23 protein-coding genes and 2 pseudogenes are annotated in these 25006 nt (G+C 39.1%); all 25 read left to right on the plus strand.

What is annotated here, in order from left to right; all coding sequences use genetic code 11:
* Positions 1-129 precede the first annotated feature (129 nt).
* The 25 genes and pseudogenes from PGLA_RS19995 (at position 130) to PGLA_RS20115 (ending at position 24982) form a co-directional block, all read left to right on the plus strand.
* A pseudogene (locus PGLA_RS19995) lies at positions 130-796 on the plus strand (HAD hydrolase family protein).
* Positions 797-1121: 325 nt separating this feature from the next.
* Entirely contained in the window at positions 1122-1673 is a 552-nt protein-coding gene (locus PGLA_RS20000; RefSeq protein WP_068536235.1) for a GNAT family N-acetyltransferase, read from the plus strand.
* The gene (locus PGLA_RS20005) at positions 1670-2548 is read left to right on the plus strand and encodes an alpha/beta fold hydrolase (protein WP_068536237.1); all 879 of its coding nucleotides are present in this window, start codon (positions 1670-1672) and stop codon (positions 2546-2548) included. Before PGLA_RS20000 ends, PGLA_RS20005 begins: the two co-directional genes overlap by 4 nt.
* Before the next feature lie 62 nt (positions 2549-2610).
* Positions 2611-3033: a GNAT family N-acetyltransferase gene (locus tag PGLA_RS20010; protein WP_068536239.1), complete on the plus strand. Its 423-nt coding sequence runs from the start codon at positions 2611-2613 to the stop codon at positions 3031-3033.
* 177 nt (positions 3034-3210) lie between these two features.
* On the plus strand, positions 3211-4254 hold the full coding sequence (locus PGLA_RS20015; protein ID WP_068536241.1) for a serine hydrolase domain-containing protein: 1044 nt from the start codon (positions 3211-3213) through the stop codon (positions 4252-4254).
* Between the two features lie 87 nt (positions 4255-4341).
* Positions 4342-4938: a dienelactone hydrolase family protein gene (locus PGLA_RS20020; protein ID WP_068536242.1), complete on the plus strand. Its 597-nt coding sequence runs from the start codon at positions 4342-4344 to the stop codon at positions 4936-4938.
* A gap of 202 nt (positions 4939-5140) precedes the next feature.
* Positions 5141-5722, plus strand: coding sequence for an AAA family ATPase (locus PGLA_RS20025; RefSeq protein WP_161487968.1), 582 nt, complete (start codon positions 5141-5143; stop codon positions 5720-5722).
* Between the two features lie 9 nt (positions 5723-5731).
* Positions 5732-5980 (plus strand): annotated as a pseudogene (locus PGLA_RS29610) (class I SAM-dependent methyltransferase); the annotation flags it as partial.
* A gap of 276 nt (positions 5981-6256) precedes the next feature.
* Positions 6257-6730, plus strand: a complete 474-nt coding sequence (locus tag PGLA_RS20030) for an NUDIX hydrolase (RefSeq protein ID WP_068536247.1) — start codon at positions 6257-6259, stop codon at positions 6728-6730.
* A 102-nt stretch (positions 6731-6832) separates the two neighbouring features.
* Positions 6833-7336 (plus strand): hypothetical protein, encoded by a 504-nt coding sequence (locus tag PGLA_RS20035; protein ID WP_068536250.1) that lies wholly within the window; start codon positions 6833-6835, stop codon positions 7334-7336.
* 261 nt (positions 7337-7597) lie between these two features.
* Entirely contained in the window at positions 7598-8971 is a 1374-nt protein-coding gene (locus PGLA_RS20040; RefSeq protein WP_068536252.1) for an ABC transporter substrate-binding protein, read from the plus strand.
* 161 nt (positions 8972-9132) lie between these two features.
* Positions 9133-9975, plus strand: coding sequence for a carbohydrate ABC transporter permease (locus PGLA_RS20045; RefSeq protein WP_068536254.1), 843 nt, complete (start codon positions 9133-9135; stop codon positions 9973-9975).
* Positions 9975-10814, plus strand: a complete 840-nt coding sequence (locus PGLA_RS20050; protein WP_068536256.1) for a carbohydrate ABC transporter permease — start codon at positions 9975-9977, stop codon at positions 10812-10814. Before PGLA_RS20045 ends, PGLA_RS20050 begins: the two co-directional genes overlap by 1 nt.
* 353 nt (positions 10815-11167) lie before the next feature.
* Complete coding sequence (locus tag PGLA_RS20055; RefSeq protein ID WP_068536258.1) at positions 11168-12223, plus strand: LacI family DNA-binding transcriptional regulator; 1056 nt, start codon at positions 11168-11170, stop codon at positions 12221-12223.
* 105 nt (positions 12224-12328) lie between these two features.
* Positions 12329-12883 (plus strand): GNAT family N-acetyltransferase, encoded by a 555-nt coding sequence (locus PGLA_RS20060; protein WP_084411320.1) that lies wholly within the window; start codon positions 12329-12331, stop codon positions 12881-12883.
* A 30-nt stretch (positions 12884-12913) separates the two neighbouring features.
* Positions 12914-13105 (plus strand): hypothetical protein, encoded by a 192-nt coding sequence (locus tag PGLA_RS20065; RefSeq protein ID WP_245700193.1) that lies wholly within the window; start codon positions 12914-12916, stop codon positions 13103-13105.
* A 373-nt stretch (positions 13106-13478) separates the two neighbouring features.
* Positions 13479-14162, plus strand: a complete 684-nt coding sequence (locus tag PGLA_RS20075) for a GNAT family N-acetyltransferase (RefSeq protein ID WP_068536265.1) — start codon at positions 13479-13481, stop codon at positions 14160-14162.
* A 593-nt stretch (positions 14163-14755) separates the two neighbouring features.
* Positions 14756-16678, plus strand: a complete 1923-nt coding sequence (thrS, locus tag PGLA_RS20080; protein ID WP_425415409.1) for a threonine--tRNA ligase — start codon at positions 14756-14758, stop codon at positions 16676-16678.
* 265 nt (positions 16679-16943) lie between these two features.
* Positions 16944-18170: a helix-turn-helix domain-containing protein gene (locus PGLA_RS20085; RefSeq protein WP_068536266.1), complete on the plus strand. Its 1227-nt coding sequence runs from the start codon at positions 16944-16946 to the stop codon at positions 18168-18170.
* A 47-nt stretch (positions 18171-18217) separates the two neighbouring features.
* Positions 18218-19237: an ABC transporter substrate-binding protein gene (locus tag PGLA_RS20090; protein ID WP_068536268.1), complete on the plus strand. Its 1020-nt coding sequence runs from the start codon at positions 18218-18220 to the stop codon at positions 19235-19237.
* A gap of 131 nt (positions 19238-19368) precedes the next feature.
* Positions 19369-20223 carry an alpha/beta hydrolase gene (locus tag PGLA_RS20095; protein WP_245700197.1) on the plus strand — a complete coding sequence of 285 codons (855 nt, stop codon included), beginning with the start codon at positions 19369-19371 and terminating at the stop codon, positions 20221-20223.
* A 79-nt stretch (positions 20224-20302) separates the two neighbouring features.
* Complete coding sequence (locus PGLA_RS20100; RefSeq protein ID WP_068536270.1) at positions 20303-21088, plus strand: 2,3-dihydro-2,3-dihydroxybenzoate dehydrogenase; 786 nt, start codon at positions 20303-20305, stop codon at positions 21086-21088.
* Between the two features lie 26 nt (positions 21089-21114).
* On the plus strand, positions 21115-22362 hold the full coding sequence (gene dhbC, locus PGLA_RS20105) for an isochorismate synthase DhbC (protein WP_068536273.1): 1248 nt from the start codon (positions 21115-21117) through the stop codon (positions 22360-22362).
* A 6-nt stretch (positions 22363-22368) separates the two neighbouring features.
* Positions 22369-23991: a (2,3-dihydroxybenzoyl)adenylate synthase gene (locus PGLA_RS20110; RefSeq protein ID WP_068536275.1), complete on the plus strand. Its 1623-nt coding sequence runs from the start codon at positions 22369-22371 to the stop codon at positions 23989-23991.
* Between the two features lie 43 nt (positions 23992-24034).
* On the plus strand, positions 24035-24982 hold the full coding sequence (locus tag PGLA_RS20115) for an isochorismatase (RefSeq protein WP_068536277.1): 948 nt from the start codon (positions 24035-24037) through the stop codon (positions 24980-24982).
* Positions 24983-25006: the final 24 nt, after the last annotated feature.

Genomic DNA, 25006 nt, shown 5'->3' on the forward strand with positions numbered 1-25006 from the left:
TTCTTATATCTGATGTGACTTGATGTGAGGTTTCAGAAGACTAATTACAAAGGTGGCTGTTCACAAAAGATGTACAAAATTGTGTTTTTTGATGTTGATGGAACCCTCTTTAGTGAAATAGACAGAAGTATGCCACAAAGCACGAAAGAAGCAATTAAGAAACTGATTGATCGTGGAATCAAAGTGGTGGTTGCGACAGGAAGACCCTACAATTTGTGCCAACGGCGCTCTAGTAAAATGTAATGATAAAACGATTTATAAATCAGTGCTAAGAACAGAAACGGTTCAAGGTGTCTCGGTCTTCGCTGAATTGAATAATCATAGTATCTCTTATTTCACAGAACAGTACGCCATGAATGGCATCGGTTCTGAAAATCAGCGGATTATGAGCGTATTAAAAGAAACACTGGCGCTTGATGACTATCCGGAAAAAATGGGCTCACTGTCTGAAGAAATATTCGGTATGTGTTTGTATGCTGACGACAGTGAAGCTCAAAAATTCATAGAACGATTTCCAGCGCTCAAGTTCAAGCGTTGGCATAACTATGTGATGAACGTGTATGAAGATACGGAAGCTTCCAAATCAATACAAGTATTAGACTATTTCAACATTGGTAGGTCAGAAGCCATCGCTTTCGGTGACGGCGGTAACGACATCGACATGTTGGAGTATGTAGAATTGGGAATTGCTATGGGCAACGCTGAGCAAGAGCTTAAAGACAAAGCAGACTTTGTTACCAAAAAAGCAAGCGAAGATGGGATCTCCTACGCATTACAATATTTTTCTGTCATCTAATACTAAGGATGGGGAGGATAATATGGGTTATTCAATATTTGAGGATACGATGGCGGATATGACATGGACTGAAATACAACAACCAATTGAATAGTATTATCGCGCCATCTTTTTATCGATCTATCAGAAGTATGAAGTATCTATTCTTACTTACCCAGATATTCACGCTGGGGAAAACGCACTGCGAATATGTGATTTTGTAAGTAACTCAAAAAGTAATTTGAACTTCTTACAAGTTATTTATGGCTGTGGGGCGTTCTTTGTCTACGATACGCACTTCAGGAACTGACTAACATGCGATCCTAAGATTGTGAGGTGATGTTAAATGCAAGTAGAAATCGAAAGATTAATCATTCGTGATTTTCAGATGGAAGACTGGGTAGATGTACATAAATATGCATCGAATCGCGAAGTAACTGAACATACGATCTGGGGACCGAATAGCGAAGTTGAGACCAAAACATATATAGAGCAAGAAATCACAAAGCAGCAGGCCATCGACCGAACGGATCTTGAATTTGGAGTGATTTTAAAAAAGACGAATGAATTAATTGGTGGATGTGGAATTCATATTAAGGATCATAATGCTGAATTAGGGTACTGTTTTAACCCTGATTTTTGGGGTAATGGTTATGCTACTGAAGCAGCAGAGGCGATGTTAATGCTTGGATTTGAAACCTTCAAAGTGCATAGAATTTATGCGACATGCCGCCCCGGAAATATACCGTCGGCGAATGTCTTGAGGAGAATCGGTATGCAACAAGAAGGCCATCTAAGGGAACATATGTGGCATAAAGGGCAATTTCATGATTCTTATTTATTCTCAATACTAGAAGAAGAATATTATCAAGGGAGAAAGAAGGTACAGAAGGTATGAATAGATATAAAACAAAAGGGGGCCAAAATTTAATCTACGAATCTTATGATAAGTTGTTAGACACATGGAATGTAGCTGTACAGCAACAAGACATTATAACTTCTTATGGAAGTACCCATGTAATAACAGTAGGTTCACCTAATAATCCTCCATTATTACTTCTACATGGAGTGGGTGATAATTCAGCGATGATGTGGATTTATAATATTCAGCAATTATCTGAGCGATTCTACGTTTTAGCAATAGATGCAATTGGCGGCTCAGGTAAAAGCGAACCAAATGAAAAATATTATAGAGAATTTGACCAATCTGAGTGGCTGGATCAGGTATTAGAATCAATGGGGATAAATACTACACATATAGCTGGGGTATCTTATGGTGCATATTTGGCTTATCATTATGCAATTATGAGACCAACAAAAGTGATGAAGATTGTTTGTATGGCTGGGAGAGTGCCTAGTAGCCAGCTCGAAATGATGAGTAAAATGATGAAGGCATTTTTACCAGAAGCACTATTTCCAACAGAAAGAAACTGTAAGAAATTGTTGAGGAAGCTAAGTGGGCCAAACTATTCGGTATTTGAAGATAACACGGAACTTATGAATCATTGGTATTATCTGCTTAAGTATTTCAATAACAAATCCATGATGAAACACAAAACCCTTATATTTAACAATGAGCAAATCCAAAAGATCAAAGGGAACTCCTTATTTTTAATTGGAGAACAAGATATATTGAGTCATTATCCAAAAGCCATAAAAAAACTGAAAGATAATCAATTGAACTACAAAATAGTGAAAGATGCAGGACATTCCATAAACCACGAACAATCAGAATTTGTAAATACAGAAATTATTGAATATCTCATAGGTTAGTTTTTACTGTGGTGACATGTGTAACTAATGTGTATTGCTAGTGAAAAAATAGGGGGATTCTCATGGAAGTATTGTACAAAGACTTCTTGATATCAGACGACAAAGACAAGATTAACAGGCAATTCGTACTGGATTATTTAGCTCAAAGCTATTGGGCTAACCGGAGATCACCTGAGAGGATCTTGAAATCTATCGATTCTTCTCATTGTTATGGCGTATATTATAATGACAACCAAATTGGATTTGCTAGGATCTTCACAGATGGAGCAACCATGTTTTATCTATGTGATGTGTTTGTAGTGCAAGAATATCAAGGACAAGGTGTAGGGAAGAAATTAGTCGAGATTATTACTAGTTCCCAAGAGTATGAATGGATGACAGGCATACTAGGGACATTAGATGCTCATGGATTGTATGAACAATATGGATTCGAAAGAAATTCGGAGCGATTTATGAGTAGACCTCCCCAGGGAAGAAAGATATGACGGGGGAATAGCTGAAGGAATGTACGCAGCGGTAATGAAAAACGAAAATGGAAAATAGTGTATAATAATTAAGAGCATAAGGAACATTCGATTCGATAACATCAGGTGCAGGTCGCTTGATGTCTTTTTTATCAGGGTGAGATCTACATTTTATTGTTATGGTGAGGGGTGTAACTTATGGCAAACAGTAGAACGCAAAAGCTAGGGGAAATTTTTGATAAAGCTACGAGTTCGAATCAAATCCATGAAGGTGTGTTATTTGTAGAAAACACAAGTGGAGACTTCTCGTACAGCAAGGGATACGGTGGCAAGGAGTTAGACTCCCCTCTGCTTATGGCTAGCATCACGAAGCTGTTTACGACTACCTGCATATTGGCTTTACTAGAGCAGGGTAAGTTGTCACTTGATGATAAGGTTACAACGTATTTTGATCATTCTGTGTTAAGTGGCATTCATGTCTATGGTGGTGAGGAATATTCCTTTGACTTGACGATATCTGATTTACTATTTCAGATCAGCGGGTTACCGGATGTATTTGAAGAAGGAAAAGAGAGTGCTAAGATCCGTGGCATCAATGAAGATTTCTACACTACTTTCGACGACATGGTGGCTTTGGTAAGGAAGTTAAATCCTCACTTTGCACCGCGTACCACAAAAAAAGCTTACTATGCTGATATAAACTTCGACATGCTTGGTGAAATTATTGAAAAGGTAACGAATTTAACATTGGCAGAAGCATATAAACAATTTATTGTTGAACCACTAACACTTAAAAATACATATCTCCCTGAATGCGAAAATGATTTTGTACCGAATATCTATTATCAGAATAAAGCAATCTATCGTCCTAAATTCATTATGAGTAGTCGTGCAAGTGGAGGTTGTATCACTACCGCTCGTGAGTTGATGATATTTATGAAGGCTTTCTTTGGAGGTAATCTGTTTAATAAAGCTCTCTTTGAGAAGCTACCATTATACAACAAGCTGCAAGCTTCAATGGGACCTATTTATTATGGTAGCGGATATATGAGAATTCCTTTGAACGGCTTGATTACCCTCTTTATGGGTAAAGGTGAGTTAATGGGTCATTCTGGTTCAACCGGCTCGTTTGCTTTTTACTATCCTATCACAGATTTGTTTTTTGTAGGAGATCTCAACCAGATGGGAAACCCTGCACTTCCTATCAGATTATCCATGAAACTTGCTATGATGACGAAATAAATATAACTTCTCGTGTATGTGCAAGTAACCGATGAATCCCACCAGAAAAGCAACCTAGTAGATTATAAAAGAAAGATGTGAAATTCAATGAACTTAGATTCTCCATTAAGATCTTTAGTGATTATCCTTCACGAAATTTATGGTGTTAATGATCATATCCAATGTATCAGCGAGGTTATGATTAATGAAGGTTTTGATGTACTTACGCCTAATTTATTGAACAGGGATTCATTCTCTTATCATGAAGAAGATGCTGCATACCATTATTTTATGAATGAAGTAGGTTTCAATAAATCAATAGATGAAGTTAATCGAATAGTACAAGAAAACAGAGAGAAATATGAGCAAATATTTATTATTGGATTTAGTATTGGTGCAACAATGGCATGGATAAGTAGTGAATATGAAGTTGATGGAGTAATTGGATATTACGGTTCTAGAATTAGAAATCATGTGGAGATTGAGCCGAGATGTCCAAACTTATTATTCTTTGCAAGAAATGAGAAGTCATTTGATGTCTCAGATTTAGAAATGAAACTAAAGACTAAGAAGAATACTGTAATAGAGATTATTGAAGCCGAACATGGATTTATGAATCCATTTCACACAACCCATAAACCTAAAGAATATAGAGATTGTATAGAGGTTAGTATTGATTTTCTTAAGCGAATTGAAAAAGGTTAAGTCATCCGATAACAACGGAGGTTGGTATGATTAATCGAATACATATATTTGGTGCCTCAGGTTCCGGAGCGATGACACTTGGAAGTGAATTGTCTTTAGTGCTTCCTCATGTACTCTTTGATGGTGATGATTACTAAAGAAAGAGTGGACATTGTAATCAATTATTTGAATCCAAAAAAATTCGGAAATCGAGGTGTCAAGATTGATCATATGGATTAATGGAGCATTTGGCTCTGGAAAAACTCAAACTTCTAGTGAGTTATTTAGGAGAATTCCTAATTCGTTTATTTATGACCCTGAGAATACTGGATATTTCATTAGAAAGAACATTCCCAAACCAATACATAAAGGCGACTTTCAAGATTTCGTTATGTGGAGACAATTCAATTATTCTATGTTAAAAACAATACATGATGAATTTAGTGGAACGATTATTGTGCCTATGACAATAGTAAGTCCTGAGTATTTCAGTGAAATCGTTGATAGGTTACGAGAAGATGGGATAACGGTGAATCATTTTACGTTATGTGCTTCTAAGAATACTTTACTGAAGCGCTTGAGAAGTAGAGGTGAGGGTAAAAATTCATGGGCTGCTCGACAAATCGATAGATGTATTGCTGGATTATCTCATGAGGTTTTCCAGGATCATCTAGATACAGACGAAATGTCAATTGAAGATATCGTCGAACAGATCGCTGCCTTAACCAATAGTACACTATTACCTGATCGAAGAAGTAGATTGAGAAAAATGATAGATCGGTTTATCACGAAGTTAAAAGGATGAGGTGAAGGTATGGATAGAGTAGCGCATATTAGAACAGAAGAAAGGAAATATCATGATTTGTGTTTTGAGAATTATAAACTATTTGAACCTGGTTCTTGGTTGCACAAACCCGTTAAATCCGTAATGGATGTCTTGGAGAAATTCAACGACAGATAAAATATGAATGTGCTCGATCTGGGATGTGGAATTGGTAGGAATAGCATTCCAATGGCAGAAACACTGAAGAATAGAAATGGTAGAATCGTTTGCGTTGACTTATAGAATCAAATGTAGAATTGGATCCGATGTTTGAAGTGAATATAACCACCGATCATATGTTGGGAATATTGCATCAATAAGAAGTTCTTAGTAGTATTGTTAAACCATTGGAGTTCGACATTGATCGTAATGGTCTACCTGTAAAATTGAGTGCTGATTGTATAACATTTGAGGCGAGAAGAATTTAGAGTAATAGGGAACAAGCCAACCAAAGATAGGGATTGATACACGGAAAAGTAAGACAATAATTTAAGTTCAAAAAAGGATGTGAAAGATATGGGTTACATCATGGAATTAAGAGGATTAGTAGGCACGCGTCCTATAATTATGACAGGTGCTTGCGTTATTCTATTAGATTGTGATAATCGATTATTATTACAACAAAGAACGGATAATGGAATGTGGGGATTACCAGGAGGTTCTATGGAACCGGGGGAAGAAATGAAAGAAGTTGCAGGACGAGAGCTTTTTGAAGAGACAGGTTTAATAGCGCAAGAACTAGAATTGCTTGATATCTTCTCCGGACAGGAACTTTATTATCAATATCCTCATGGGGATGAGGTCTTTAATGTTGTTGTAGCTTATGTGTGTAGAGATTATGTTGGCGTCATTAAAGGTGATGATATGGAAGTGCAAGAAATTCGATTTTTTAATTTAGAAGAGATTCCAAACCAAATAAGTCCTCCAGATATTCCTGTAATAATAAGGTTTTTAAAAGAGATGAAACCAAAAGAAGATCATAACCAATAAGGATTAGGTTAGCATACTAAAGATTGGGAACATAAGATCAGATAAGTTAGATCGAACATGGGGTTAAAAGCACATATCAAAGTCTGAGAGAGGGGATTGTTCATGCTCACGAAAATAAAGGAAGAAGAACTAATGTATGATAATATCGCCTGGATTTGTATCATGCCATTCATACTTAAAATTCAAGGGAAGAGTATGGAAACTAAATTTGATCTGTATTGGAAATTAAATGATGGGCAAAGAGGGCTGTATATGTTTTATTCATATCATAATCATACCAAGTCTATCTTTGAGTTTTTTTGGTTTGCTTTTTATTTCATGAGTGAAGTTAGATCTTGGATTGGATTGAAGAACGGAATGAGCTTCTTCAATGAACCAGAGATCATTAACATTTATGAAGAATTAGAGACGCTGATTGAATCAAAGTACAAGAGCGTTGATGGAACTTGGTTAAAAGCATCGCCCTCTGATATAGAGAAGGATAAAGAACTATTTGTATCCGTAAATAAACTTTATATTAGATACAATACGCAGGTCCCTCATACAATTAAAGAAATGAATTCATACATTCGTAATCATAAAGAAGAATTTATTGAGTTTGAATGAGGCATCATTTATTCCTAATGGCCATAAAATATAGAGTAAAAAAACACCAAATTGTATAAAGTAATGGGTAAGAAAATCCAATAAAGAAATACTATTGCGAATTTATAGGCTAATATGCTATTATAAACGCAAGCAATTGGAAACGTTACCGATAACGCTACCGACTTTTAAGTAAGCGCTGTCATAATCTAACGAAGAAATTAGAAACCGTTTTCAAAAATGTTGTAAGGAAACAAATTTAAAGAAAAGAAGGGGAAACCAATGAACAATAAGTTAAAAAAAATGTTGGGACTCGTGCTTGTATCTACTATGGTTGTTGGATTGGTAACTGCATGTGGTAACAAAACAGAAGACACAAATTCGGCAGCAGGTAAAGGTGGAGAGATTTACTTCTTGAACTTTAAACCTGAAATTGCAGAGACATATGAGAAAATTGCTAAAGATTATGAAGCAGAGACAGGTGTTAAGGTTAAAGTTGTTACTGCAGCTGCAGGTACGTATGAAACTAAATTGAAGGCAGAAATTGCGAAATCTGATGCCCCTACAATTTTCCAAATGAATGGTCCAGTAGGTTATGAGTCTTGGAAAAATTATACTGCAGATTTGAAAGATACTAAATTGTATAGCTACTTGTCAGATAAAAGTTTAGCAGTAACAAGTGGTGAAGGCGTTTACGGTATTCCTTACGTCGTTGAAGGTTACGGTATCATTTATAACGAAGCTATTATGAAGAAATATTTTGCGTTAGCAGATAAAGCAGTAACCATTTCATCTACATCAGAAATCAACAATTACGCTACGCTTAAATCAGTAGTTGAAGATATGACTGCTAAGAAAGACCAACTAGGAATTAAAGGGGTATTCTCTTCCACTTCATTAGCTGCTGGTGAGCAATGGAGATGGCAAACTCACTTAGCTAACATTCCTTTGTTCTATGAATTCAAAGACAATACGAAATTTGATAACACGGTAATGGCTGGTTTAGATACCCAAGAAATTTCTTTCAAATACGGCGATAACTTCAAAAATATCTTTGATTTGTACATCAACAATTCTGTTTCAAAAGGTGCGCTTCTAGGTAGTAAAACGGTAACCGATTCTATGGCTGAATTTGCACTTGGTCAAACGGCAATGGTGCAAAATGGTAACTGGGCTTGGTCTCAAATTAGTGGAGTAGATGGTAACGTAGTAAAAGCAGAAGACATTAAGTTCATGCCTATCTACACAGGTGTTGCTGGTGAAGAAAAACAAGGTTTAGCTATTGGAACAGAAAACTATTTTGCTATAAATAGCAAAGTGTCCGCTGAGAAACAACAAGCATCTATTGCTTTCTTGGAATGGTTATTCTCCAGTGAAAAAGGTAAGAGTTACGTAACGAATGACCTAGGTTTCATTTCACCATTCAATACGTTTAAAGATAACGAAAAACCAGCTGATCCACTTGCTAAGGAAGTATTAGCATGGATGGAGAAAGATGGCGTATCATCCTTGGCTTGGACATTTGCAGCATTCCCAAGTGAAGAATTCAAAAATTACTTCGGTGATGCATTGTTAGAATATGCTCAAGGTAAGAAGACTTGGGATGAAGTTGCAACGATCGTTAAAGATTCTTGGAAAGCTGAAAAAACAAAATAATGATTCGTAATATAATTGAATGTAAGTAATAATACCTTCAATTATCATGAATAATATTTATGCCACTGCATACCGAATGGTACACAGTGGCTAAATATCATGGATGAGTGTTAACGTTGTCTGACTCATCATTTTTAGATACTCAGTTAGGAGAAGACAATATGGAGAAATCGATCAAAAAGTACTTTGCTCTGTTTGCATTACCAACTTTAATAGCTTTTTCAGTAGCATTTTTAATACCCTTTATATTAGGGATCATATTATCTTTCACAGAGTTTACGACCGTTACCGATGCAAAATGGGTAGGTTTAAGTAATTATATCAAAGCATTTTCTAACCAAGAATTTATAAATGCACTGTGGTTTACAGTTAAGTTCACTGTGCTATCCGTCATAACAATAAATGTATTTGCTTTCCTTCTTGCGACGTTATTAACCAGAGGAAAGAAAGGTACTAACATATTTAGAACAATATTTTTCATGCCTAACTTAATTGGTGGTATCGTATTAGGGTATATATGGCAACTGATTCTTAACGGTGTTTTGTACTACTTCGATGTTACGTTGACGTTTGATGCAAAGTATGGTTTCTGGGGTTTAATCATACTTATGAATTGGCAATTAATAGGGTATATGATGATTGTCTACATTGCAGGTATTCAGAATATTCCTAAGGATATAATTGAAGCAGCAAAAATTGATGGAGCTCCACGTTTCCAAATATTACGTAATGTGACCATCCCATTAGTGATGCCAGCCATTACAATATGTTTATTTTTAACATTGTCTAACTCATTCAAGCTCTTTGATCAGAACTTAGCTTTAACAGCGGGTGCCCCATCTAAGCAAACTACGATGTTAGCACTAGATATTTACAACTCTTTCTATAGTAAAACGGGTTGGGAAGGTGTAGGTCAGGCGAAGGCAGTCGTATTCTTTATTCTAGTCGCATTGATCGCATTGGTACAACTTGTCATTACTAGAAGAAAGGAGATTGAGAACTAATGGAGACTAAACCATCAAAGATTAAAGATAGTCTTAGTTTTATCGTTTTGTTTTTGTTATCTATTGCATTTTTGGCACCTATATTCATCGTTCTAATGAACTCGTTTAAAGGGAAATTTTATATTAGTGATACACCATTTCTATTTCCTAATAGTACGACATTTAGTGGTTTAGAAAACTATGTCGGTGGTATTGCGAAGACGGATTTCATGAGTGCATTTGGAATGTCAGTGTTCATCACAGTGTGTTCTGTTGCTGTAATTGTTTTATTTACTTCAATGACGGCATGGTATATTACACGTGTGAAGAGTAAATTTACAAGTATGTTATACTATGTGTTTGTATTTTCAATGATCGTACCATTCCAAATGGTTATGTTCACGATGTCTAAGGTAGCTAACATCATTCACCTGGATAATCCAATCGGGCTAATATTAATCTATCTAGGATTTGGATCTGGATTATCCGTGTTCTTGTTTAGTGGATTTGTCAAATCAATACCGATTGAGATCGAAGAAGCAGTTATGATGGATGGATGTAATCCAGTTCAAGCTTTCTTTTCAATCGTATTACCAATTCTTAAACCTACCGCAATGACAGTAGCTATTTTGAATGTCATGTGGGTATGGAATGACTATTTGTTGCCTGATTTAATTATAGGTACCGAGTACAAAACGATTCCTATTGCGATACAATATCTAAAAGGTGGATACGGCTCCATAGATATGGGCGCGATGATGGCAATGTTAGTATTAGCTATTGTGCCGATCGTAATATTCTACTTATCATGTCAAAAGTATATTATCGAAGGTGTTGTTGCAGGAGCTGTTAAGGGGTAGATTGATATTTCTTGCTAACAGACCCGCCATTCTCAGGATGCTATTCAAAGAGTAAGCTGATTTCTAGGTGACTTGGACACCCCGAGAATACTCTACTCTTTTTGTTTATCTGATTTTGTGTAAGAAACTTACATGCTAGTGTATAATTGAATTTGTTTAATAATTGTAAGTATTTACATGTAAATTCCCTTGTTTGATTGTCTTATGCAACATTAATTGCTATATTATGATAATTGCTTTGTTGTTTTATCTAAAGGCTTGCTGCACTCAATGAGAATGCCTTGTTAGTGAAATTAGATTTAGATTTCAAGGGATTTGTTAGATGAAACTACGGTGTAAGGGAAGAGTTTGATATGGAAAGAATTACAATTATTGATATTGCGAAAATGTGTGGCGTAGGTGTAACAAGGGTATCAAGAGCTATAAATAACCATCCTGATATCAATGAAGAAACAAAAACGATGATTATGCAGGTCATTAAAGAAAATCATTATATTCCCAACAACAGTGCTAGGAATCTAAAACGTGCTGCTTCAAAAACAATAGCTGTTTTGATCAAAGGGATTACCAATCCTTTTTTCAATCATATGATTAAAGTGTTTGAAGAAGAAATTAAAAGAAAAAAGTATTCGTTTTTTCTACAACGAGTTGATGAGAATCAGAATGAAATCGATGTTGCGATAGAACTAGAAAAAGAAAAGCGTTTAAAAGGGATTGTATTTCTAGGAGGATATTTCTCTCACTCTAAAGAAAAGCTAACACAATTAACGGTACCATTTGTCCTAAGTACGATAGGAATGGCAGAAGATGTTGAACCTAATGAGTATTCTTCTGTTTCCGTTGATGACTTTAAAGAAAGCTATAAATTAGTAGATTATTTATGTAATCTGGGACACACGAAGATTGCTACAATAACTGCAAATATGGAAGATGTAAGTATCGGGAAATTAAGGTTGGAAGGGTATAAAAAGGCTTTAGAAGCTCATGGATTGGACTATAATCCGAATTTGGTAAGGTATATGAAAGAAGAAATTGAGAGTTATACGATGGAAAATGGATATGAAGTTGCTAAAGAACTATTAGAATCCAAAGAAGAGTTTACAGCTATATATGCTATTTCCGATAGTCTGGCTATTGGAGCATGTAAAGCCATATTTGAAGCTGGCAAGCGAGTGCCAGAAGATTATTCAGTAGCTGGCTTTGATGGACTGGACATTTCATTCTACTATAATCCTTCGATAACTACGATAAAACAACCTGTGGGAGAAATTGCACAAGAGACCATTAGAATTCTCTTTGATTTGATCAATAAAAAAATTACACATGCACATAAAACGTTCCCAGCAGAATTAATCATTAGAGACTCTACTAGGCCCATATTAGTAAGTACCATTAACCATCAAGTGTGAAACCGCTTGATGGTTTTTTTTGTGTACAAAGGAAGTAATCTATTTACCTCTAATTCTTCTAATTGATATAATAGATAGAAATTGCTGAATAGGAGGCTACATCCATTGATTATTCTTGGGGATAATGAGATTAATATCAGACAACTCAGACCTGCAGATGCTAGCCTTTTGCTGAAATGGCTTTCTGATCCAAGGGTGTTGGAATATTATGAAGGTCGTGATCATCCACATGATATGGCATTAGTCCAAAAGCATTTTTACGAGAACAGAGAAGGCGTCACGTCTTGTATCATTCAATACAAGGGTAAAGAGATCGGTTATATTCAGTTCTACCTCATTGATGAAGAAGAGAAAGAAGAGTATGGGTATGAGGAATTTGATGGTAAAATCTATGGGATGGACCAATTCATAGGCGAAGTAGAGTATTGGAATCAAGGAATCGGTTCACTTATGATCAAAGAAACGCTAAGCTACCTTATTGCAAATAGAGAGGCAAAGAAGATCGTTATGGATCCGCAAACGTGGAATACAAGAGCACTGAGAGTATATGAAAAGAATGGGTTTATAAAGAAAAAGCTTCTAGAAAAACATGAATGGCATGAAGGAGAACTAAGGGATTGCTGGCTTATGGAATATGAGGAGAATAAAGTAGAAACGTAATGTCTGTGAGGGCGTTATTACGCGGAAGGGGTGATATTGTTGAAAGGAATTAATTATCTAACCATTGCTATCTTAAATTTCTTAGCGGCTATAGCTTTTGTAGTTACAGATGTGATCTCAGATCATAGTAATTGGAAAATAACTTATGGATTTGGTTTCGTTGCATTATTATTTGCCATAACTGGTGTAGCAAATACGGTAAATCACTTCAAGAAAAAATAAATGAATAGCGGTTATCAAGGAACTATTTCTGCAATACCTGTTTTTGGTATTAGTGAATCGCCAAGAAAGCGCCTTAGAGCTGGGAATATCGATCATTTGTTCACAAGCTTAGTCGTATCTGATGAAGTTGGGATTAGAAAACCACATAAAGAAATCTTTGATATGAAGATATTAAACCGAAATACACGGTCTCAAATCTTATGGATATTGTACATGTTGTGAGATTATAGCGATCAGGTAGAATTTAGTCGTAAGGATATATATAAAGAGCAGATGCCGTTATGGTAGCTGTTTTTATTTATTTTTATGTTGAATATACAATCATATTATTGTATATTTATTCATCATTATAAGCTTGAGGAGTGTTGTACGGATGAGCAAAACAATAGAAGAATACTCTTTAAATGCCTGGCCAGCAGTACAGACACTGACCCAAGATGGCTGGCTATTGCGATTTGCTGATGGCTACACGAAGAGGTCCAACTCTATTAATGCTATATATAAAGGAATAGACGATAATTTACATACGAAAATCAAGAATTGTGAAGAGATCTATTCAAGATCTAATCTAGACGTTGTTTTTAAAATAACACCCTTTGTACCAGATGCGTTAGATCAAGCATTGGACGATAGGGGTTATGGTATTGTAGACCCCTCAAGCGTACAAACATTAGAAAGCTTAACAGATATTAAAGTTCCTTTCGTTAAAGAAGTAGAGATTTCCGAATATTTGAACGATAAGTGGCTCGAAATCATGACAGAAATGAAGGGTCTCTCCGAGAGAAACAGGTTAATCACACAGAAGTTATTATCGGATTCTAAGCTAAGGCAAGCGTATTGCATTCTGTATGACAATGCTGTTCCAGTCGCATGTGGGCTAGGAGTAGTTGAAGGAGATTATGTAGGATTATATGATATTGTCACAGATAAACACTATAGAAATAAAGGGTATGGAGAACAAGTAGTTCTTCATATTTTACATTGGGCCAAGTCGATTGGAGCAACAAAAAGCTATATATTAGTTGTTAAGGGTAACGCGCCTGCAATCCAATGTTAAAAACTAAACTATAAAGAAAAATACTCATACTGGTATCGACATAAGAGTATGTTCTGATTGTAATGGCAGCTTGCTGATATGAAAAATTTATCATGTTTATAAGCACTAGCGATGATTTTATACACCAAATATGCAATTAGAACTGTCCTATGAGGAGAATTCATTTCATTATTTAGCTTGACAATCTGCGATGAACTTATGTTATATTGTACCAATCTAAAATAAGTTAAGCTCTGATCAAAGACATGATTTCCTTTTCCGGACTGCCCAGAGAGAGAAGTGATTGCTGCAAACTTCTACTGTACCGGTTGTGAGATGACCCCTTTGTAGCTGTGATGTTGAACCCGTGTGATCCTAATGATGGACTCACGGTTGTATATATCACCGTCTTATCTACGTTATAGGATACTAATTATTAATGAAGGACCTTGTTTCTAACATGTTGTGGCGAATAGCCCAGCTTGTGTTTGTGACGGGTTGAATTAGGGTGGAACCACGAGCTTAAACGCACTCGTCCCTTGGGGGATGTGATGCGTTTTTTTGCGTTCAAAAATATAGAAGAAACAACAACTTATAAGAAATGGAGGCTAATCATGATGAATGAGATTAACGTAACGCTGCAAGATGGAACAGTTAGGAGGTATCCGCAAGGCACCACAATATTAGAAGTAGCAGAATCAATTAGTACAGGATTGAAAAAGAACGCGGTGGCTGGAACAACGAACGGCACACTCGTTGATCTTAATCACTCGATTGAGCATGATTGCCTCGTTGAACTGGTTACATTGGATAGTAAGATAGGATTGAACATATATAGACATACTACTGCACATGTGATGGCACAAGCGATTAAACGTTTGTACGGTTCCAAATCCGTTAAACTTGGAATTGGACCTACTATCGAAGATGGATTCTATTATGATATCGATATGGAGCAACCATTTTCTATTGATGATCTTGCAGCGATAGAGACTGAGATGGAGAGAGTTATTCAAGAAAATCTACCTATTGTACGTCGAGAAGTAAGCCGAGAGGAAGCCTTCCGAATCTTCAAAGAGATGGAGGATCCATACAAGCTAGAACTGATCACAGACTTACCCGAAGATGCTGTTATTTCGCTTTATGAGCAAGGGGAATTTGTAGATTTATGCCGTGGACCCCACTTACCGTCTACGGGTCGAATTAAAGTGTTTAAGCTATTAAGCGTAGCGGGAGCATACTGGCGCGGGAACTCTGATAATAAAATGCTACAGCGTATCTACGGCACTTCTTTTGTGAAAAAGGCAGACCTCGTGGAACATCTGTATATGTTGGAGGAAGCGAAGAAACGAGATCACCGAAAGCTGGGTAAAGAACTCGAACTGTTCATGTTCTCTGAAGAAGCACCTGGAATGCCATTCTACCTACCTAAGGGTATGGCGATTCGTAATGGTCTTGAACAATTCTCTAGGGAGTTACAACGAAAATGGGGTTACGATGAGGTATTTACTCCACTGATGATGAACAACCGACTATGGGAGCAATCCGGACATTATGACCATTATCGAGAGAACATGTATTTTACGAATGTGGAAGATACTACATTTGCGCTCAAACCGATGAATTGTCCGGGGCATATGCTTATATTTAAAAATGGTCTGCATTCTTATCGTGATTTACCCATTCGTCTGTCTGAATTTGGTCAGGTACACCGCCACGAATATTCGGGGGCGCTAAATGGTATGATGCGAGTTCGTACATTTTGCCAAGATGATGCCCACATATTTGCACGTCCAGATCAGATTGAAGAGGAGATTGGTCGCGCAATTGCTTTGATTGATCACATCTATAACGTATTCGGGTTCGAATATAAGATTGAGCTATCCACTCGACCAGAAGATTACATGGGATCAGATGAACTGTGGGATATAGCTGAACAATCTTTACAAAATGTTCTAGATCAACGTGGCATTCATTATCGTGTGAATGAAGGGGATGGTGCTTTCTACGGTCCCAAAATAGACTTTCACATTCAGGATGCACTCAAACGAAGTTGGCAATGTGGAACGATTCAATTGGACTTCCAAATGCCAGAGAAATTCGATCTGTCATACGTAGGGGAGTATAACCAGAAGCATCGTCCTGTTGTCATACACCGAGCTATATTTGGCTCTGTTGAAAGGTTTATCGGTATTTTAACGGAGCATTATAGTGGTGCATTTCCAATATGGCTTGCTCCTGTACAGGCGAAGATCTTGCCCGTGTCCGAGAACTACAACGATTATGCCTTCCAGGTGAAGAAATCGTTAGAAGAGGCAGGAATTAGAGTAGAGTTGGATGTACGCAATGAGAAGCTTGGATACAAGATCCGTCAGGCACAGCTAGAGAAAGCACCTTACATGCTCGTACTTGGTGAGAATGAGAGGCATTCAGATAGCGTATCGGTACGTAAGCGCGGCGAAGGCGACCTTGGCATGAAGAGTGTGGCAGAATTCATTGCGTTAGCAAGCGAGGAATCCCACCACGAGCTAGACTAAAGGTATAGATCCAGCGATATTACAATATGAATCATAACTCACAACGAAGAGACCGCAGATGATTTGCTAGGAATATTAGCAAACCATCTGCGGTTTTTTGATGAATTGAAGTCGTTAGATGATGTACACAAATAGGATAATTTCCATTATTTGATTGACTGAATGATCGAGCCTATGCTATTTTTAAACAATGATAATGATTATCATTTTCGATGAAAACAATTAATTTTCATATATTGATTTACAAACCCAAAGGAGGGTCTTCATGCTTCCAGACAATGAAAATGAACTGCTTACGGAAATAGGTCTAGGCACGAAAGAGTCGCATCCTAAAAAGAGTCTGATTGAGATCAGAGAATTCATAAATCAGTACTATCACGAACCCCTTTCTATAAGACAATTAGCAGAAATGGCGGATATTAGTCCTAAATATTTTGGAGATCTTTTTAAGAGAACATTTGGCATGAGCGCTATGAATTATTTAACGAATATTCGAATCAATCATGCGAAGCGGTATTTAACTCAATCCAATGAGCTATTGCGGGATATCGCCTTAAAGGTGGGGTATGCCGATGAGTTTTATTTTAGCCGTATATTCAAGAAAGCGGTGGGAATGCCCCCATCGGATTATGTCAAAAATGCTAAGCAACGCATATCCTCATGCTCATCATCCGTTACGGGGCAACTGATTGCTCTAAATATCATACCGATATCAGCCCCTCTTGATCCGAAATGGACGGACTACTACTATAACGTTTATAGCACGCAAATTAAGTCACACCTAAATCTAAGTGATCCCTACATACGCTCTAAATTTGAAGCGAATCTGAAGAAATTAGCCCATGATCGACCTGACGTAATAATAGGTACGGATCAGTTCTGTCCCGCGGATAGGACACTATTGATGGAGATTGCTCCTTCTTTTTTTGTCCCGACGGAGAACGTTGGTTGGAGGGATCAATTGATGATGATTGCGCAATTTCTGGATCGGGAGGATAGGGCAAAATTATGGATACAACGGTATAACCATAAGGTTCAGACGGCTAAGGATCAGATTAGCCAAGCGTTAGGAAGTGATAGAATTCTAGTGTTACGAATCTATGGTAACAACATCCATATGTATTGGAATCGAGGATTAGAGGACGTGCTATATCAAGACCTGAATCTCGAAATACTTAAGCGGGGTGAGGGTTCATCTAACATAGTGGTAACGCTAGATGAATTGGCAGATCTCAACCCAGAACGTATTCTGCTGGTCGTGTGTCCCGAGGCTTCATCTAGGTCATATTGGTTAGCTCTACAACATTCAGTGGAATGGATTCAGTTGAAAGCAGTAAGACAGAGGCATGTATATCACATTCTTTCAGACCCATGGTTTGAATATTCAGCGGTTGCAACAATTCGAATGTTAGATGAAGCTTTACTCCTCTTTACGGGAAAATGTCCAAATGCATTTCAGGATAATGTCCATGGTGAATTCGATAGGATATAACATATAATAATTCTCAGTGATAATCATTATCAGAGGAGGAAGAAATTATGTTTCACATCAACACCAGATTGTACAAGGTTATGAGAAAGAGGACTTCTGTATTACTGTGCTTAGCGCTTGTAGGAAGCTTGCTAGCTGCCTGTGGTTCTAACAGTGTGGAAACGACAGCACAGAAAACTACTGAGCCAACAACAACGGAAGCACCTGTAGATGAGAAGAAAACGGTGGAACCGAACGCTGAACGTATTTTTAAAGATGATCTTGGCAACGAGGTGAAACTCCCTGCAACACCTCAGAAAGTGTTCGCACCCTATCTCGAGGATTCTCTTCTTAAGCTAGATGTAAAACCCGTGATTCAATGGTCGAATGGCAAAATGGCACATGAGTATTTGAAAGAGGAATTAAAAGATGTTCCGAAGCTTGATTTCTCAGGTGGACTGCCATCGCCAGAGGTGTTAATGTCCTTCAATCCCGATCTAATTATTCTGCACACAGCAAGTTATGCGAAAGATGGCATATACGAGAACTATGCTAAGATCGCACCGACGTATGTGTTTAGTAATGCCGCTGGAGATATAGAGAAGACACTTGGAACGCTCGGGGAATTGCTCGGGAAATCCACTGAAGCTGATGCTGCTTTGAAGGCCTATGACCAGAAAGTGAACGAGGCGAAGGAAAAGATAGCTGCATCAACTGGCGGTAAAAAGGTTGCTATTATCCGCTTTGCACCTAGAGGTGTTAGTTTGATGGGTGGAAATTATTTCTGTGGATATGTCTTGAACCAACAGTTAGGCATTGAGATGACCAAACTGACGGAAAAAGAGAATAGTCTAGATGTTTCGATGGAAGTGCTCCCTAAAATTGATGCAGACTACATATTTGTAATTAATGCTTATGATCAAGGTACAGAGCGTTTGAAGGAGATGACGGATAGCGCTATTTGGAAGAGTATCCCTGCCGTGAAGGAAGGACATGTGTATGAGGTGAACGATGAGTATTGGCTTGGAAGTGGACTCATTGCTTATGAAAAAATCATTGACGATACGGTCAAGATACTGACTAAATAATTGCAAATAAATCTTATCTTCTCCCTTAAAGGTGTACAGGTGAAATGGCATTGAAAAGATGACTTTATCATGTAGCTTTTAGGGGAGATTTTTTATACAGAAAAATAGGGTGGTGTTGGGTCATTGTGAGTATTCAGTTAAATAGACAAGATGGAATTACGATCCAAGACATCGCACGTAGTAGGGTTGATATTCCCCGTACCGAACAATGGGTTATGCAATCACGTGTAGAAAATCGTAAATATAAAATTATGGTGGCGATACCTTCCGAAGCTGCACCACCTTCGGGATATCCAGTTATTTATTTGCTAGATGGGAATTCAGTCTTCACAACGATGGTAGAGGCGTTACGAATGCAGTGTCATCGACCAGATAAGACGGGGGTTGTACCTGCAATCATCGTGGGCATCGGTTATCAGACGAATCGACCATTTGCTCCAGATCGATATTATGATTACACGCCAGTTCCATCGTTTGAATATCAGCATAAGTCTGACGGAACTCCTTTACCTGAACAAGGTGGAGCTCAAGCGTTCTTATCATTTATCGAAGAGGAATTGAAACCACACATCGAACAGGAATTCAATATCAACAGTAACAGACAAACGATATTTGGTCATTCTCTTGGAGGGCTTTTCGCGTTATACGTCCTGTTTACTAAGCCTGCTGCTTTCCAGCATTATATTGCTGGTAGCCCATCTATTCATTGGAATAAAGAATTTCTCCTTGAAGAAGAGCAGAGGTTTGTAGGTCGCTTAGAGCAGGAATCTATCAACGTTGAACTACTGATTGGGATGGGACAATTGGAGAATAGTCACGTTTCTCGTAATCTTTATCAAGCGAAGGAGCTATCAGATCGACTCTCTATTCACTCAGATCGAGGAGTAAATGTAACATTTACAGAGTTTGAGGATGAAGGGCATGTATCTGTATTGCCCGTGTTGATTAGTCGGGCTTTGCGGCTTGTGCTGAAACCTGAGAAGTAAACGATAAATGGATTATTGAGAAGTGAGAGGAAGATTCCAGGGCAATACATGTTTGCAAAGTAGGGGAGGGAAGGATCAGGTGCAATTTACGGGAATCGAAGGTAAGGTGGCTCTTGTGACTGGTGCTGCTCAGGGTATTGGAGAAGCCGTAGCACGGGCATTAGCTGAGCTGGGAGCTATAGTCGCAGCAGTGGATATGAATGTCGATGGACTTAAGGAATTGGTAACAGATTTGAGTAGTCATGATCATCATGCTAAGGAATATCCAGTAAACGTAGGTGACAGCTCAGCCGTCGAGGGGATTGTGGACCGAATCGAACGTGAGTTGGGACCGATAGAAATTCTGGTTAATGTGGCAGGAATTCTTAGGATCGACCCGATTGAATCTCTAAGTGATGAAGATTGGGCGGAAACGTTCAACGTGAACACGAATGGTGTCTTTTATGTATCTCGTTCTGTTGTAAAGCGTATGGTATCACGGAAGAAGGGGTCCATCGTGACAGTGGGTTCCAACGCAACACGAGTACCTCGAATGTACTTGTCAGCCTATGCCGCATCGAAGGCAGCGGCAACGATGTTCACCAAGTGCTTGGGGCTGGAACAGGCCCATAACCATATTCGATGTAATGTTGTATCCCCAGGTTCCACGGATACAGCTATGCAGAGAGCGTTATGGCACAGTGATGACGGAGCTCAAGCTGTCATCACGGGTTCAATTGATTCGCACCGGGTGGGAATCCCACTTGGCAGATTAGCGATGTCCTCGGACATTGCTGATGCAGTAGTTTACCTGCTTTCTGATCAGGCGAGGCATATTACGATGCAAGATCTATGTATTGACGGCGGCGCTACTTTGGGAAGCTGATAAATTAAAGGGAGATGACGATAACCATGTTGAAAAATGAAGTTGCTCCAGCGGTAGCGACACAACTTCTTGAAGATTACAGAGAAGGTTCTTCTTTTTTTTGGGCTTCGCCAGAGCGAACCCTTTTAGCAAGAGGTGTACATGCTAGATTAATATCGGATGGTGAATCCAATAACTTGGTAAATCTACCGGAGCGCGTTGCAAAACTTCTTGCTCACACGAAGAAATCTGGACATGAACTATCGGTAATTGTTGGTGCAATCCCATATGATCACACGAAACCAAGCGAACTTATTGTACCACTGACTGCCGAATGGGCTGGTCCATTAAATCTCAATTCAGAGATAAAGATGAATAGCCCACTTATTACTGACTATGAGGTTCAAGCGGTTCCAGAGGCTTCTGAATATGCCAAAGGCGTAAATAAGGTATTAATGCGTCTTGCACAAGGCGACGTTCAAAAAGTAGTTCTATCCAGATCCATTCATATTACGTTGCCGACGGTAGTGGATACGCATGGTTTACTTCGAAATTTGGCTCAGAACAATACGCATGGCTATACCTTTGGTATGAGTCTGTTGAAAGAAGGTGTGGATGATTCTTTAAATAGGGGATCGTCTGTGAATAAGGATCATCATACGTTGGTCGGTGCAAGCCCGGAATTGTTAGTGAAGAAGGCAGGTACCCAAATCATAGCTAACCCATTGGCGGGATCTGCTGCTCGTAGTGAAGATCCGATCGAAGATGAGCGGCGGGCGGTTGCGTTACTGGCTTCATCCAAGGATAGACATGAGCATGCTGTGGTCGTGGCCGCAGTGGCAGCAGCACTTCGTCCATATTGTACGACATTAGTCGTTCCAGATGAACCATCACTTGTGCAGACCAATACGATGTGGCATTTATCGACGGAAATTGTTGGTGAGCTTGCTGATATTCGTACTTCGGTTCTAGAGCTTGCTGTGGCGTTACATCCAACTCCCGCTGTCTGTGGTACACCCACGGATCTAGCAAGAGAAGTAATTAAGGAAATTGAGCCATTCGAACGGGGCTTCTTCACTGGATTGGTCGGCTGGTGTGATTCGAATGGGGATGGAGAATGGGCAGTTACCATCCGATGTGCTGAGGTAGCGGGTCGTACGCTTCGTCTGTTCGCAGGAGCGGGAATTGTAAGCGGATCGAGTGGAGAAGCAGAACTTGCGGAGACTTCAGCCAAGTTACAAACGTTGTTTTTGGCTATGGGTCTGAAGCAACAAGAAGATGAGATGGGGGAGTGATACATCATGTTGTCAGGATGCCCCACATGGCCTAAAGAGTTTGCAGAGCAATATCAGAATGAGGGGTGCTGGCGAGGCGAAACATTTGGTGGAATGCTTCGACAACGTGCAGCAGCATACGGAGAACGTATCGCAATTGCCAGTGGTGAACGCCGAATAAGCTATGCAGATTTAGATGCTAGGGTAGATCGATTGGTGCAAGGATTTCACAATTTGGGTATTCAGGCACATGATCGAGTCGTTGTACAGCTTCCCAACATCCCAGAGTTTCTAGAAGCTTGTTTTGCCTTGTTTCGCTTGGGAGCACTGCCCGTATTCGCATTACCGTTACATCGAAAGAGTGAGATTACCTATATATCCGAGTTTTCAGAGGCGGTTGCTTATATTATTGCGGATGTGGATTCTGGATTCGATTATCGGGATCTTGCCTTGCAAGTCAAAGCTAATGTTCCGACCTTGCAACATGTCATTGTGGCAGGCGAACCAGGCCCATTTATCGCGCTCAGTGATTTGTATACAGAACCAGTAAGTCAATGGCAAGAGCCAAGTTCAAGCGAGGTGGCATTCCTACAGTTATCAGGTGGGACGACAGGATTACCGAAACTAATTCCTCGCACACATGATGACTACATCTACAGTTTAAGGTTGAGTGCCGAAATATGCCTTTTGGATGAGAATACGGTTTATCTAGCGGTACTTCCCATTGCGCACAACTATCCGCTCAGTTCACCTGGCGTACTAGGGACGATGTATGCCGGCGGTCGCGTTGTTCTTGTCCGAGGTGCAAGTCCGGATGAAGTATTTCCGCTGATATCCAAAGAACAGGTAACCATTACGGCTGTCGTACCACCTATTGCTTTGATATGGCTTGATGCAGCAGTATCGAGACGTCCTGATCTATCCCATCTTCAGGTGTTGCAAGTTGGTGGAGCGAAGTTCAGTGCAGAGGTAGCAAGGCGAGTAAGATCAACGCTAGGATGTTCGCTCCAACAGGTATTTGGAATGGCTGAAGGACTTGTTAATTATACTCGGCTTGATGATCCAGAAGACATTATCGTGAATACACAGGGGCGACCGATGTCACCTTATGATGAGATACGCATCGTAGATGAAGAGGATCGTGAGGTTGAGTTAGGGAAAGTAGGACATCTGCTAACTCGTGGACCCTACACGATCCGTGGATATTATAAGGCGGAGGAACATAATGTAAAGTCGTTCACAACAGACGGATTTTACCGTACGGGAGACCTCGCGAGTCTAAATTCAAGCGGCTACTTAGTTGTAGAAGGTCGTGATAAAGACCAGATCAATCGAGGTGGAGATAAGGTCGCAGCTGAAGAGTTGGAGAATCATATCTTAGCACACCCCGGCGTGCACGATGTGGCAGTAGTGGCGATACCAGATGAATTTCTTGGTGAGCGTACGTGCGCATTCATTATTCCGCATGAATCATCTCTTACGGTCACTGAGATTAAAGTGTTTCTGAGAGAACGAGGATTAGCACCCTATAAGATTCCAGACAGAGTCGAGTTCATTGATACGTTTCCTAAGACCCGAGTAGGTAAGGTGAGTAAGAAGACACTTCGTGAACAAATAAGTCAGAAGCTCAGCTCTCTTTCGAATTCCTAATGATAATGAAATCACTATATTAATATTGAAAAGAGGAGATAACTTGGCTATTCCAAATATATTGCCATATCCAATGCCTGTAGAATCTGACTTACCAACAAACAAAGTAGGTTGGACGATCGATCCGAAGCGAGCGGTGTTACTCATTCATGATATGCAACAGTATTTCCTGGATGCGTTCGATGTTAAGAAATCCCCTGTTGTAGAGCTAATTGCGAACATCCAAAATCTCCGGAAGTATGCTACCGAGCTTGGAATACCTGTGATCTATTCGGCACAGCCTGGAGGGCAGACGCCTGAACAACGTGGATTGTTGCAGGATTTCTGGGGATCTGGTATTAATGGTGGCCCAGATCAGAAGCAAATCGTAGAAGAACTTTCACCAAGGCAAGATGATATTGTTCTGACGAAATGGAGATATAGTGCATTTCAGAAGACGGATCTGCTGAAGTTGATGGAGCAGCAAGGCCGAGATCAGCTTATCGTGTGTGGGATCTATGCCCACATCGGCTGTCTTTTAACTTCCTGCGAAGCATTCATGCAAGATATTCAACCCTTCTTCATCGCAGATGCAGTAGCAGATTTCTCATTGGAGAAGCACAGCATGGCAATGACCTATGCATCCGAGCGATGTGCAGTTACTATAACGACGCAACAACTGATTGAAGGGCTGAATCGGAAGCAGTTGACAGGGGATCTGAGTTCTGCGGACACCGAGATACAAGCGCCGATCACACTGGAGTCATTACGTGAAGAGGTAGCTAGGATCATTCAAGAGCAACCCAATCATATTGGAATACATGATGATTTGATCAACATATGGGGAATTGATTCAATTAGAATCATGAGTCTAGTTGAAGGGTGGCGCCGTAGGGGGATTGAGATTACTTTCGTAGAGTTGGCTGAGCAGCCGACGATATCCGATTGGTGGGCGTTGATGTCTTCAGAGGAGGACAGTAACTTGCCAAATGTAGATTATTTCAATGTATGAAAGTGGGGATGAAAAGGAGATTAT

The organism is Paenibacillus glacialis, assembly GCF_001637205.1.
Classification (GTDB): Bacteria; Bacillota; Bacilli; order Paenibacillales; family Paenibacillaceae; genus Paenibacillus_AQ; species Paenibacillus_AQ glacialis.